This is a genomic window from Nonomuraea antimicrobica (assembly GCF_039536965.1).
Taxonomy (GTDB): Bacteria; Actinomycetota; Actinomycetes; order Streptosporangiales; family Streptosporangiaceae; genus Nonomuraea; species Nonomuraea antimicrobica.
In genome coordinates this window covers 1-13,154 of the sequence record NZ_BAAAZP010000112.1, presented here as the reverse complement: position 1 = coordinate 13,154, position 13,154 = coordinate 1, and the positions used below count along the sequence as shown (strand labels likewise).

Below are 13,154 nucleotides of genomic sequence, written 5' to 3'. Positions count from 1 at the left end.
CTTCCATCGTTCTTAGCTTTTCGGGCATGACCCTTATAAGAAGGCTGGCGACCGTCGCTCTCGCCGTCACGCTCGCCTTACCCACGGCCAACGCGGCCAACGCGGCCGGCGTGGCGCCGGGCGAAGCCGTGTCCGGCGGGAAGATCACCGACCTTGGTGTGCCCCTTCAGGACGTCCTGCTCATCGGCGGCGCGGTCGCCCCAGGCACCGGTGGCAGGACCGTGCTGTGGTCCGCCTCCTCCGGCACCCCGGCCAGGCTCAACGCCGTGGATCCCGGGACCGGCGCCGAGGTGGCCAGGTTCGACCTGCCGGGAGCCGGCGGCTCGTGGGCCGTGGACGCCACCCCCGACGGCAGCGTGTACGTCGGCAGCTACGGCGACGGCCGCCTCTACCGCTGGACCGAACAGGGCGGCGTCCAGGACCTCGGCCGCCCGATCGCCTCGGAGAACTTCATCTGGAGCGTCGCCCCCGGCGAGGGCGCGACCGTGTACGGCGGGACCTCGCCCGGCGGCAGGCTGTTCGCCTACGACCCGGCGACCGGCGTGCGCGACTACGGCAAGCTGTCACCGTCCCACGCCTACGTCCGCAGCGTCTCGGCCGGCGGCGGCAAGATCTACGCCGGCACCGAGGACCCGGCGGCGCTGTTCGAGGTGGACGCCGCCAGCGGGGCCGTGAAGAGCATCCCGCTCCCCGCGGGCCTCGACCCGGCAGGCAAGTGGGCCTACGACGTCAACGTGGCCGGCGGCCACCTGTACGTGCGCTTCGGCGGAGCCAGCCCTGGCCCGCTGCACGTCTGGGACATCGCGGCCGGCGCCTGGGCGGGCTCCCTGGACGCCGCGCACGGCCTCGACGTCTCGGCCCCCGACGAGCAGGGACGCGTCTACCTGGTGAAGTCCGGCGAACTGGTCCGCTACGACCCGGGCACCGGGACCGTCACCGGCACCGGCGTACCGATCACCGGGAGGGTCGCCAACACGCGCGGCATCGGCTGGGCCGAACTCGGCCTGCCCGACTACCCGGGCAGGAGCGTGGTCGGCCTGCTCTGGCGCGGTCTGATGTTCCGCTACAACCCGCAGACCGGGGCCAGGTCGTTCGTCCAGACCGGCATCAAGGGCGAACCCATCGACATCACCGCCCTCTCCGAGGGCCCCGACCGGAGGATGTACGCGGGAGGCTTCCTCAACGGCGGTTTCGCCGCCATCGACCCCAAGACGGGCCGGCCGGAGGAGTTCCACACGTTCTCGCAGAGCGAGGGCATGACCAGCCACGACGGCAGGCTCTACGTCGGCGCCTACCCCGAGGCCCGGGTCTACTCCTACGACCCGGAGCTGCCCTGGAACAGCACGGAGTACTCCCCGAGCCCCGAACCGGGCCCGGCCGCCAACCCGGCCAGGCTCTTCGACCTCAGCGCCGACAAGCAGATCAGGCCCAGGGCGATGGTCTCGGCCGGCCGTTACCTCGCCGTCGGCACCATGCCCGACCTCGGCCACCTCGGTGGCGTGCTGGCCGTCTGGGACCCGAGGACCGGCGCGCTCAAGTCGGCGAAGCGCAACGTGATCACCGACCAGTCGATCGTCTCCCTGGCCTACCGCGACGGCGTCGTCTACGGCGGCACCTCGATCTACAGCGGCCAGAGCGCCACGCCGCCCACCCAGCCGGAGGCCAAGCTGTTCGCCTGGTCGGTACGTGAGAACAGGCTGCTCTGGGAGCTGGTCCCGGCCCCTGGCAAGCCCGCGATCCCCGGCCTGACCTTCGACGACAGGGGCAGGCTCTGGGGCATCGCGGGTGGCGCCGTCTTCGCCGTCGACGTCGGAGCACGCAAGGTCGTCACCACGGTCACGCTGTCGGCGAGCACGAGCGCGAGCGGCAGGCTCGAGTTCAACCGGCGCGACCGCAAACTCTACGGCGCGCATGCCGGATCCTCGCTCTTCCAGTTCGACCCGAGGTCACGGCGGCACACCGTACTCAGGGAAGGACCTGTGCACCAACTGGCGGTGCACAGGTCCGGTGACGTGTACTTCGCGGAAGGGGCGACCCTCCTCCGTTATGAGCCGCAGATCCGGTAGGTGTAGAAGTTCTCGTTGCGTGACAGGTAGAGATGTCCGTCCGGTGCCTTCAGCATGAGGGACACCGGGCGGACGATCTGGGTGAACGCGAGGGTGTCCCGGTCGACCCGGTACGCCTTGCCCTGCGCCTTGGCCCAGATCGCGCCCGCGTGGAACTCGATGTTGGTGTCCAGCCAGACCTGCGTCTGGTTCGCCCACGGGTAGTCCTGGTGCTTGGCGGTGCGCAGGGTCTGGCCGGTCGCCGGGTCCATCTCGAAGACGGCGTCCGGGGTCATGCCCCACAGCCTGCCCCGGTCGTCGAAGGTGATCGAGCCGAGTGACAGGTCGCCGGGCACGGGCGCGGTCTGCCACTTCACGGTGTCGGTGGCGATGTCGTAGGCGAAGACGTACGCCACGGTGTCCAGCGGCCGGCCGAGACCGCCGAACGCCGAGGTCGCGCCGTACACGACGCCGTCGCGGTAGGCCAGGCCGACGATGGAGTGGCCGGGGACGATGTTCCGCCTGATCACGGTGTCGCCGGTCGCCGGGTCGTACAGGCCGAGCGCGCCCCCGGCGGCGCCGCTCTTGGGCACGGTGCCGAAGGCCAGGTGGTCGCCCGCCGAGACCATGGCGAACGGCCGGTCCTGCTCCTGCTCGGACAGCGTGAGCAGTTGCCTGGGAGCCTCGCCGTCCCACTCGTAGATGCGCGCGCCGGGATAGACGCCCAGGTAGAGCTTGCCCTTGTGGGTGACCATGCCCTCGCTCTGGCCGACGTTGGGCCAGAACTGGCTCTCGCCGGTCGCGGTGTCGTAGGCGGCCAGCCCGCCGGTGAAGAACCCACCGGCGTAGACCCGCCCGTCGGGGCCGATCCCCATCGACCTGACGCTGACCGGCTGGCCGTTCAGCGTGGTCTCGAAGACCTCGCCCTGGCGGGTCCTGCTGTCGTAGTGCCAGATCTTGCCGGTGGAGGCGGTGCCGACCAGGGTGTTGCCGAGCCAGCCGAGCGGGCGGGCCGCGCCGTCGCCGTAGTCGGTGAAGCCGAGCCTGGTCGCCCGGCCCCGATCGAGGTCGTATCTCGTGAGTTCGTCGCCCTGGAACAGGTAGACGTGATCGCCGCGCGCCCCGCCGCCCAGGGTCAGGCTGTCCACGTCGTCGACGACGTCCTTCCAGCGGCCCGTTCTCAGGTCGTACACGCCCATCGGGTTGGTGGCGGTGGTGGTGACGAAGCGTACGAGCAGGTACCTCCCGACGATGTCCACGTCGTAGGCCCAGCCGTCGCCGGCGATCGGCGCGTCGATGACCTTCTTCACCCGGCCTTCCGGGGTGAGCGCGACGACCTTCATGGACGTGGCGCCCATGCCCGCGTAGATGGTGCCGTCCCCGCCGATGGCCAGGTCCCGCACGTACTGTTCGCCGGGCAGCGGGCTGCCCAGGTCGGTGAACCGGCCGCTGGCCACGTCGTAGCGGAACAGCTTGCCGCTCGGAGAGGTTCCGCCGTAGACGGATCTGCCGTCGCGGGAGGCGGCCACCGTCCAGATGAAGGTCTCGCCGGGGATGGCGATGCCCGCCTCGGTCACCGTGTCCGTCTCGGGGACGTAGCGGAACAGGCGGCCCATCGCGCCGGCGGTGGCGTTGTAGGAGCCGACGTAGACCGAGTGGTCGGGCGCGACGGTGACCGCCCACGAGCCGAGCGCGAGCGGCAGCGGGCGTTCGGCGACGAGCGAGCCGTCGCGGGCGTCGCGGATGCCGAGCACGGCCGGTCCCGAGGCGCTGGAGGTGACCGAGTAGACGCGGGGACCTCGCCGGTACGTGGGGTCGAGCGCGGTGCCCGCCGTCGTCGCGCCGACGAGCGGCATCGTGCCGAGGTTCTGGAACCCGCAGCCGGTGGGCGGAGCCACCTGCGCCGCCGCCGGGGTGGGCGAACTGGCCAGTGCGGGGGCCGGGACGAGCGGGACGAGGAGGAGGGCGGCGGCGAACGCCGCGAGACGGACTTTCACAAAGCCTCCTAGGCAATTAACGGTCCCGACCGTATTTCGGTGATCAGGTTATGGCAAGAGCCGGGGGAGACCCTGCGGCGCGCGGGCGGGCGCTCGCCGGGCTGGCCGGGCCGCCGGGCCACTGGGCTGCCATGATGGTGCCCATTTCCGTCAGGAAGGGAAGACGATCGTGCGTGTTGCTCTCGCCGGGCTCGCCACCAGCCATCCGTACACCGACGCCCGCACCCTGGCCCGCCACGCCGAGCTGGTGGTGTGGGAGCAGGACCCCGAGCGGCTGCGGCGCTTCACCGAGGAGCACCCCGGGGCGAAGGTGGCCGGCAGCCTCGGCGAGGCGCTGGCCACCGGGCCCGACGGCGTGGTGCTGACCGTGCCCAACCCGCAGGTGCCCGAGGCGCTGGCGCGGGTGCTCGAGACCGGCGTGCCCTGTTTCGTCAACAAGCCGGCCGTCGCCACCAGGGCCCAGCTCGACGCGCTCGACCGGCTGGCGATCCACGAGCGGGTGCTGTCGACCTCGGTGCTGCGCTTCGCGCCCGCCTTCGCCGGGACCCTGGTCGATCCCGGAGACGTACTGGCCGTGCGGGCCACCGTCCGCCACGACGTGGGCCTGTGGGCCGGCGGCTACAACGCCTGGCAGGACACGCCGGGCGAGGGGGGCGGGACCATGGTGACCATGGGGATCCACGGCGTGGAGCTGCTGGTCGCCCTGCTCGGGCCGGACGTACGGCTGGTGGGCGCCGCCGGGGCCAGGCGGCACTACCAGGGGCTGCGCTCGGAGGACACCGGTGTGATCGCGCTGCGGTGGGGCAGCGGCGTCGTGGGGACGGTCGAGATCCTCGGCGTCTCGCGGGACGAGTCCTACGGCGTCACCCTGCACGGGCGCGACGGCTCCAGCGCCATCGTGATCGAGAGCGGTGACGATCCGGTCAGGCAGCTCGGGTACGAGGGGACCATCGACGCGTTCCTCTCCATGGTGCGCGGCGCGCCCAGCCCGGTGCCATGGGGGGAGACCAGGGCCATCCTCGAGGTGCTGGTCCGCGCCCGCGAGAGCGCCTGACCGGGCCGTACCCGTTGACAGCCGAAGTCGGCCCCGGTTACGGTCTGGACCGTAACTGACCGATGGAGGAGAACCCGCGTGCGGACGACAGCGGAACTCGAGGAGCGGCTGGCGCGGCCCAGCGCCGGGCTCGTGGACGATCTGAGCAGGCTCGACGGCGACATCCTGATCCTGGGCGCCGGGGGCAAGCTGGGGCCGAGCCTGGTCCGGCTGGCGCTCAGAGCCACCGGCGCGGCGGGGCGCGAGCGGCGGATCATCGCCGTGTCCCGCTTCTCCGAGCCGGGCCTCGCCGAGACGCTCGCGGCGGAAGGGGCCACGGTGGTGCCCGCCGACGTGGCCGACGAACGGGCGCTGCGCGACCTTCCCGACGCCGCGAACGTCGTCTTCCTGGTCGGCGCCAAGTTCGGCACGCAGGGGCGCGAGCACGCCACCTGGTTCACCAACACCTACCTGCCCGGCCGGGTCGCCGACCGGTTCAGGGACAGCAGGATCGCCGCCCTGTCCACCGGGAACGTCTACCCGCTCGTCCCCGTCACCAGCGGCGGCTGCACCGAGGACACGCCCGTGGGCCCCGTGGGCGACTACGCGATGAGCTGCCTCGGCCGCGAGCGGGTGCTGACGCACTTCGCCGAGAGGTACGGCACGGCGACGTCGCTGATCCGCCTCAACTACGCGGTCGAGCTGCGCTACGGCGTCCTGGTCGATCTGGCGCAGAAGGTCCTGGCCGGCGAGCCCGTGGACCTTTCGACCGGGCAGGTGAACGTGGTCTGGCAGGGGTACGCCAACGAGGTCACGCTCCGGTCCCTGGCGCTGGCCGACACGCCGCCGTACGTGTTGAACGTGACGGGCCCCGAGCTGATCTCCGTACGGCAGGCCGCCCAGGCCCTCGGCGCCGCGCTCGGCAAGGAGCCCGTGTTCACCGGCGAGGAGGCGCCGACCGCGCTGCTGTCGAACGCGGCGCGCTGCCACCGGCTGTTCGGCTACCCGGAGCTGACCCCGGCCGAGCTCATCGAGCACACCGCGCGCTGGGTCGCGGGCGGCGGGCCGCTGCTCGGCAAGCCCACCAAGTTCGAGCGCCGCGACGGGCGCTTCTGACCCGCATGCCATCAACGTCAAAGGGGGACCTTCACGTGCTCAGCACGGCTCCAGAGGCGCAGACGTCTGTGCACGACCTGTTCAGGCGCGGCCTCGTGATCCCGGCGCACCCGCTCGCGCTCACCGAGGACAGAAAACTGGACGAGCGCCGCCAGCGGGCGCTGACCCGCTACTACGTCGAGGCCGGGGCGGGCGGCCTGGCGGTGGGGGTGCACACCACGCAGTTCGCCATCCACGGCACCGGCCTGCTGCCCCCCGTGCTCGAACTGGCGGCGCGGACCGCCGGGGAGTTCGAGCGCGAGGTGGTGCTGGTGGCCGGGGCCACCGGGCCCACCGCGCAGGCCGTGGCGGAGGCGGAGCTGGCCAGGCTGCACGGGTACCACATGGTGCTGCTCAGCCCGCACCGCGACCTCGACGAGAACGCGCTCATCGACCGGGCCAGGGCGGTGGGCGAGGTGCTGCCGGTGATCGGCTTCTATCTGCAGCCCGCAGTGGGCGGACGCCCCTTGTCAAGAAATTTCTGGACGCGTCTGGCCGCCGTGGAGTCCGTGGTGGGCATCAAGGTCGCCCCCTTCGACCGGTACCGGACGCTGGACGTCCTGCACGGCGTCGTACGGGCCGGGCGGGCCGGGGAGGTGGCCCTCTACACGGGCAACGACGACCACATCCTGGCCGACCTCGTCACCGGGCACCGGGTGGTGGTGGACGGGCGCGAGGTCGAGGTCGAGTTCGTCGGCGGGCTGCTCGGCCAGTGGGCGGTGTGGGTGCGGCGGGCCGTGGAACTGCTGGAGGAGGCCAAGCTCGCGCAGGGCGGCGACGACGCGGCGGTGCGACGGCTGCTCACCCTCGACGGCCACCTGACCGACGCGAACGCCGCCATCTTCGACTCGGCCAACGGCTTCCGCGGCTGCATCCCGGGCATCCACGAGGTGCTGCGCCGTCAGGGGCTGCTGGAGGGACGCTGGTGCCTCGACCCGGACGAGGACCTGTCGCCGGGGCAGTTGGCGGAGATCGACCGGATCTGGGCCGCGTATCCGTGGCTCAGGGACGACGAGTTCGTCACCGACGGCCTGAGCCGCTGGCTGTCCTGACCGATGACCCGGCCCGGCCCCGCACCAGCCCGCCCCGCACCAGCCCGCCCCGTGCCACCGGCGGGGCGGTCAGGCGGTTCGGGGGGTTCGTGGGGTTCAGAGGGTGAGGCGGTAGAGGGTCAGAGGGCGTCCGCTGGAGCCGCTGGTGAGGTTGCCCGTCCGCTCCGCCAGGCCCGCCAGCTCCAGGCGGTGGAGCATACGGCGGGCCGTGCGCTGCTGGACGGCGAGGCGGTCGGCGATCTCGCGGGTCGTCAGCGGCTCGTTCCCCGCGGCGGCCCGCGCCTCCATGAGCTTCTCCAGCGTGGGCACCGACAGCCCGACCCGCCGGGCGATGACCGACAGGTTCTTGTCGCCCGCGGGCACGATCGGCGCCGACTCCAGGACGATGTCCGTGTCCACGCGCAGCGACAGGACCGCGGAGACCTCGCCGAGCCGCCGCGCCCTGGCCAGCGCGCGGCGGGCCAGGCTCTCCGCCTCCGCCGCGCTGCGGCCCAGGCCGAAACCTACGCGGACCACGTCGTTCTCGGCGGCCAGCCGTGCCAGCATGGGCAGCCCCGTGAAGCCGCCCGTGGCGTCGTGCAGCGGCCCGCGGGTCGTCACCAGCAGGTGCGTGCCGCCGCGGAAGGCCGCCAGCGTGCCGCCGAGCGCCGTCGCCTCGCGCAGCAGTCCCTCCTCGTTGGCCACCTCGATGAGCCCGAGCGCGATCTGCGCGTCCTCCTGCACCTGCCCCTCGGCGGTCAGCATGAGCTGGCGCAGCGCCGCGCGTACGGAGTGCACGGACGGCACCAGGCGCAGCACGTGCAGCTCGTCACGCAGGGCCTCGTGCACGGAGCTGAGGCAGGTGATCACCGGGTGCGCGGGCCCCTTGCGGTGGAAGGCGATCGCCCGCTTGGAGGTCATCTCCGGCCGGTAGGGAAGCGTGCGCACCTCGCCGGTCGGCAGCCCGGCCTCGGCGAACGTCGCGTTGACGTCGGCGGCCGACAGCGTGTCGATCGACAGCCGGGTGATCTCCTGGCCCTGGTGCTGGAGGCGTACCAGGGCGTTGAGCAGTGTCGCGCCGAAGTAGTCGACGAACGCGGCCGGACGGGTGAGCGCCTCGGCGTCGCGGGAGAGCATGTACGGCACTATGCCGGTGAACAGCCACCCCTCGACGGCGGCGGCGTGCGCCTCGACGATCGCGGGCGCCTGCGACTCGTGGTCGTAGTCGAGGCGCAGCGTGCTGACGCCGGGCTGCTCCTCGCAGACGGCCGCGACGTCGTCGACCAGGTCATGCGGGCCGACGACACCGATGACGATTCCCACCCACGCCTCCCTCTTGCTCGTTTCGGTCTAGACCGCAATCATAACTTGTGAGGTGCCCGGTGAAGTTCCCGTCCATGGCCGAGAGCGACGGCCGTACGCTCGGCGACGAGGAGGTGGCCGCCGCCGAGCGGGTGATCCGCTCGGGCATGCTCAACTCCGTGTGGGGGACCGAGGCGCGCGCGCTGGAGCGCGAGATCGCGCACGTGTACGGCACCCGCCACGCGATCACCTGCAGCTCCGGCACCGCGGCCCTCCACTTGGCGGTCGTCGCGGCGGCGCCGGACCCTGGGGACGAGATCATCACGACACCGATCACGGACTTCGGGACTGTGGCCCCCATCTTGGCGCAAAACGCGGTCCCTATCTTCGCCGATGTCGATCCCTCCGACGGCAATCTCGACCCGGAGGCGGTGGCGGCGCGGATCGGCCCCCGTACGAAGGCGATCATGGCGGTCCACCTGTTCGGCGCGCCCGCCAGGATCGACGAGCTGCGCGCGCTCGCCGACGAGCACGGCCTGGCGCTGATCGAGGACTGCGCGCAGGCGTGGCTGACCGGGCTCCCCGGCGGCCGGCTCGCGGGGACCGTGGGCCAGGTGGGCTGCCTCAGCCTGCAGCAGTGGAAGCACATCACCTGCGGGGACGGCGGGGTGGCGATCACCGACGACGACGAGCTGGCCAGGAGGATGCGGCTCTTCTCCGACAAGGGATGGGACCGCGCGGCGGGGCGGTCGCACGCCGCCTTCGGGCTCAACTACCGCATGACCGAGCTGCAGGCCGCCGTGGCCCGCGCCCAGCTCGTCAAGCTGCCCGGGGTGGTCGCCGCCCGCCGCCGCACCGCCGTACGGCTGCTCGAAGCCCTCGGGGACCTGCCGGGGATACGGCTGCCGCGTCCCGGCGGCCACGCCTGGTGGCTCTTCCCTGTCGTGTGCCCGGACGGCGACGCGCCCGAGCGGGCCGCGCACCTGGCGGCGGCCGGGATCCCCGCGCGGGCCGGGTACCTCGCCGAGCCGCTGAACAGGGCGCCGGTGTGGGACGCGGCCATCTACGGCGCCGCCCGCTACCCCCTCGACGGCTACGAGCCGAATCCGTGCCCGCGGGCCGAGGAGCTGGTGGACCGTACGCTGCTGGTCATCGACTGGAACGAGAACTACACCCCGGAGCACGTGGAGCTGATCGCCCATGAAATGTCGAAATTTCGGGCTCGTCCGTAGTTACGGTCATGTATCAAGCATTGACCCCACCAAGAGCCGCTCACTAGGTTTCGGTCAGGACCGGTATTAGTTTCGAAAGGAAGCCGCCGATGAAAAAGGCAGCGGCAGTCGGCGTCGTGGCCGCCCTGAGCCTCGCGGCCACCGGGTGTGGATCATCCGGCAGCGGCTCGGACCGGAGCACGGTGACCCTGTGGATGTATCCCGTGATCGCGGACCAGGCGAAGAGCCAGGCGTTCTGGGGCAAGGTCGAGAAGGACTTCGAGACCGCGAACCCCACGATCGACGTCAAGATCGACCAGCAGCCCTGGGAGGGGCGGCAGGAGAAGGTCACCACCGCGCTGGTCTCGAAGACGGGCTTCGACCTCGTCGTGCTCGGTCCCGACCAGCTCCCGCAGTACGCCCAGCAGGGCACGATCGAGGCGGTCGACGACGTCGTCGCCCCGGCCAAGGCCGCCTACCTGCCCAACTCGCTGTCCGCCCTCAGCATCGACGGCAAGCTCTACGGCGTCCCCGTCTATCAGACGATCACCGCCCCCATCTACAACAAGAAGCTGTTCGCGGAGGCGGGCGTCGGCAAGGCCCCGGAGACGCTGGCCGAGCTGAAGGAGGCCGCGCCCAAGCTGGCCGCCAAGAAGGTCGCCGTGCTCGACTACCCCGGCAAGCCCGAGGTCAGCCTCAACCAGAGCTTCTACCCGATCCTGTGGGCCAACGGCGGCACCGTCTTCGCCGCCGACGGCAGGTCGGTCGCTTTCAACGGCCCTGAGGGCGTGGAGAGCCTGCAGCTCCTGCTCGACCTGAAGGCCGCGGGCGGCCTGCCGGAGAACACCGCCAGCAAGGGCAACGACATCGAGGGCGGCCCGCTGGCGGCCGGCAAGACGGCCATGTACCACGCGGCCACCGCGCTGCAGGCCGACCAGCTCGGCACCGCCATCGGCGCCGAGAACGTCGGCATCGGCCTGCCCCTGGAGGCCAGGAAGCGGGTCGCGTTCGGCATCCCCGGCGCGCTGGTGCTGGCCAGGCACAGCGAGAACAAGGACGCCGCCAAGAAGCTCGCCACCTACCTGGCCTCGCCCGAGGTCTCCGCCGAGCTGGCGAAGGAGTCGGGGTTCTTCCCCGCGCGCACCGACGTGACCGTGCCCGGCCAGTCGGAGTCGTCCAAGGAGTTCGCCAAGTCCCTGCAGTACGCCTTCCCCGGCGACACCCACCCGAAGGCCCGCCAGGTGATGGGCGTACTCGCCCCGCACATCCAGGCGGCGCTGCTCGGCAAGGAGGACGCCAGGACCGCGCTCGACGCGGCCGCCAAGGAGGCCGACCAGTTGCTCACCAGCGGCGGCTGAGCGAGGAAAGGAAACACCTGGTGCGTCAACGCTTGCGTGACCCGGTCACCGGCCTGCTGTTCGTGCTGCCCGTGCTCGTGCTGTTCCTGACCTTCCGGATCTTCCCGTCGCTGGCGGCGGCGGGGATGAGCCTGACGAACTGGAACATCGGCGGCGACTGGGACCTCATCGGCGCGGACAACTACGCCCGGCTGCTCGACGACGTGAACTTCTGGTTGAGCCTGCGGGTCACGCTCGTCTACGTGGCGGTCTACGTGCCGCTCACCCTGCTCGTGGCGCTCGGCACGGCGTTGCTGCTCAACCAGGTCGTCTTCATGCGCGGGCTGTTCCGCGGGATGCTCTTCCTCCCGTACGTGACCAGCTTCGTGCTGGCGGGCATCATCTGGCGCTGGATCTACGAGTTCGACGGGCTGATCAACGGCCTGCTGGCCAAGGCCGACCTCGGCCCGGTGGCGTTCCTGGAGGAGTCGGCGGTGGTCCTGCCCGCGCTGGCCGTGGTGTCGGTGTGGAAGGGCTTCGGCTACTCGATGCTGATCCTGCTGGCCGGGCTGAAGTCGATCCCCGCCTCCTACCTGGAGGCGGCCAGGGTCGACGGGGCGAGCGCGTGGCAGCGCTTCCGCAGGATCACGCTGCCGCTGCTCAAGCCCACGATCTTCTTCGTGGTGGTGATCGAGACGATCAGCGGGTTCCAGACCTTCGACACCGTCTACGTGATGACCGGCGGCGGCCCGGCCAGGGCCACCTACACGCTCATCTACGGCATCTACGACCATGGCTTCAGGTCCTTCGACTTCGGCTACGCCGCCACCTGGGGCATGGTGCTGTTCGCGATCGTGCTGGTCGTGTCATTGATCCAGCGCCGCTTCCTGGATCGGGGCAACACATGACGATCACCGCGTCCCGCGCCGTCACCGGAGCCAAGCCTGCCCGCGCGGCCCGCCGCCCCTGGTGGCGGGGCAGGTGGCCGCTGGCGGCCCTGCTCGCCCTGCTCTCGGTGCTGACCGTGAGCCCGTTCGTGGCGATGTTCATCGTGGCGCTGTCGCCCGCGGGCCGGCCGACCGTGCCGCGGCAGTGGCCCGAGTCGCTCACGCTGGACAACCTCACGCGGGTGCTGGAGTCGTCCGGGTTCGTCGCCTGGACGGTCAACTCGCTGGTCTACGCCGTGGTCTCCGTGGTGGTCATCCTGCTCACCGCGTCGATGGCCGGGTACGCCTTCGCCAAGAAGCGCTTCCCCGGCAGGGAGGCGATGTTCTGGACGTTCCTCGCGACCATGATGGTGCCGTTCCAGGCCACGCTCATCCCGACGTTCGTGCTGGTCAACAGCCTGAACGGGGTGGACACGTTCTGGGGGCTGATCGTGCCGACGCTGGCGAACTCGCAGGCCGTCTTCCTGATGCGGCAGTTCATCCTGGGGTTGCCGGACGAGTTGTTCGACGCGGCCAAGGTGGACGGGGCCTCCGAGTGGCGGGTCTACTGGACGATCGTGCTGCCGCTGACCAGGCCGATCCTGGCCACGCTCGGTGTGTTCGTGTTCCTGTGGCACTGGAACGACTTCCTGTGGCCGCTGGTCGTCGGGCAGAGCGACGCCACCCGCACGCTGACCGTGGGCCTGACCACGCTGCGTACCGAGGAGATGCAGTTGTCGGTGCTCATGGCGTCGGCGGCCGTGTCGGTGGTGCCGTGCCTGGTGGTGTTCTTCCTGCTGCAGCGGTACCTGGTGAACAGCATCGCGATGACCGGACTGAAATAAGCTCTCTCGGGTGGATATCTCGGCACAGAACCTCCGGGACCGGCTGCGGGGCACGCTGATCGCCGCCGCGGCCACCCCCATGACGGCGTCCGGTGAGGTGGACCTCGACCTGGTCTCGCGTTACCTCGCCGGCCTGGTGGCCGACGGCGCGACCGGCCTGGCCGTGCTCGCCCACACCGGGCGCGGCCCATATCTCGCGCCGGACGTGCGCGCCGCCGTCGTCGAGCGCGCCGTCGCCCTGGGCGTCCCGGTGCTGGTCGGCGTGGGCGGCG

At 71.3% G+C, this 13,154-nt stretch carries 11 protein-coding genes; 9 read left to right on the top strand and 2 right to left on the bottom strand.

Annotated features, from left to right (window positions below; all coding sequences use genetic code 11):
- The first annotated feature begins 26 nt into the window (after positions 1-26).
- A complete protein-coding gene (locus tag ABD844_RS31950) occupies positions 27-2,066 on the top strand; it encodes a hypothetical protein (RefSeq protein WP_344886432.1) in 2,040 nt (679 codons plus the stop codon).
- Here ABD844_RS31950 and ABD844_RS31945 read toward each other — a convergent pair.
- Positions 2,045-4,042, bottom strand: a complete 1,998-nt coding sequence (locus ABD844_RS31945; protein ID WP_344886431.1) for a ligand-binding sensor domain-containing protein — start codon at positions 4,040-4,042, stop codon at positions 2,045-2,047. The two genes, ABD844_RS31950 and ABD844_RS31945, sit on opposite strands and share 22 nt — an antisense overlap.
- Positions 4,043-4,211: 169 nt before the next feature.
- Here ABD844_RS31945 and ABD844_RS31940 point away from each other — a divergent pair, with 169 nt between their 5' ends.
- The 3 genes from ABD844_RS31940 to ABD844_RS31930 all read left to right on the top strand — a co-directional run bounded on the left by ABD844_RS31940 (position 4,212) and on the right by ABD844_RS31930 (position 7,282).
- Positions 4,212-5,096, top strand: a complete 885-nt coding sequence (locus tag ABD844_RS31940) for a Gfo/Idh/MocA family protein (RefSeq protein ID WP_344886430.1) — start codon at positions 4,212-4,214, stop codon at positions 5,094-5,096.
- A 78-nt stretch (positions 5,097-5,174) separates the two neighbouring features.
- Positions 5,175-6,191, top strand: a complete 1,017-nt coding sequence (locus ABD844_RS31935; RefSeq protein WP_344886429.1) for an NAD-dependent epimerase/dehydratase family protein — start codon at positions 5,175-5,177, stop codon at positions 6,189-6,191.
- Positions 6,192-6,226: 35 nt separating this feature from the next.
- Positions 6,227-7,282, top strand: a complete 1,056-nt coding sequence (locus ABD844_RS31930; RefSeq protein ID WP_344886428.1) for a dihydrodipicolinate synthase family protein — start codon at positions 6,227-6,229, stop codon at positions 7,280-7,282.
- A 96-nt stretch (positions 7,283-7,378) separates the two neighbouring features.
- Here ABD844_RS31930 and ABD844_RS31925 read toward each other — a convergent pair whose 3' ends face one another.
- Positions 7,379-8,584 carry a hypothetical protein gene (locus ABD844_RS31925; RefSeq protein WP_344886427.1) on the bottom strand — a complete coding sequence of 402 codons (1,206 nt, stop codon included), beginning with the start codon at positions 8,582-8,584 and terminating at the stop codon, positions 7,379-7,381.
- Positions 8,585-8,643: 59 nt separating this feature from the next.
- Between ABD844_RS31925 and ABD844_RS31920 the strand changes: the two genes are divergently transcribed.
- From ABD844_RS31920 to ABD844_RS31900, 5 genes are all read left to right on the top strand, one after another.
- Positions 8,644-9,795 (top strand): DegT/DnrJ/EryC1/StrS family aminotransferase, encoded by a 1,152-nt coding sequence (locus ABD844_RS31920; protein WP_344886426.1) that lies wholly within the window; start codon positions 8,644-8,646, stop codon positions 9,793-9,795.
- 89 nt (positions 9,796-9,884) lie between these two features.
- Positions 9,885-11,132 carry an ABC transporter substrate-binding protein gene (locus ABD844_RS31915; protein WP_344886425.1) on the top strand — a complete coding sequence of 416 codons (1,248 nt, stop codon included), beginning with the start codon at positions 9,885-9,887 and terminating at the stop codon, positions 11,130-11,132.
- A gap of 20 nt (positions 11,133-11,152) precedes the next feature.
- Positions 11,153-12,019: a carbohydrate ABC transporter permease gene (locus tag ABD844_RS31910; protein ID WP_344886424.1), complete on the top strand. Its 867-nt coding sequence runs from the start codon at positions 11,153-11,155 to the stop codon at positions 12,017-12,019.
- Positions 12,016-12,882: a carbohydrate ABC transporter permease gene (locus ABD844_RS31905; protein WP_344886423.1), complete on the top strand. Its 867-nt coding sequence runs from the start codon at positions 12,016-12,018 to the stop codon at positions 12,880-12,882. Before ABD844_RS31910 ends, ABD844_RS31905 begins: the two co-directional genes overlap by 4 nt.
- A 10-nt stretch (positions 12,883-12,892) precedes the next feature.
- The coding region (locus ABD844_RS31900) for a dihydrodipicolinate synthase family protein (RefSeq protein WP_344886422.1) at positions 12,893-13,154 on the top strand (262 nt) is incomplete at its 3' end.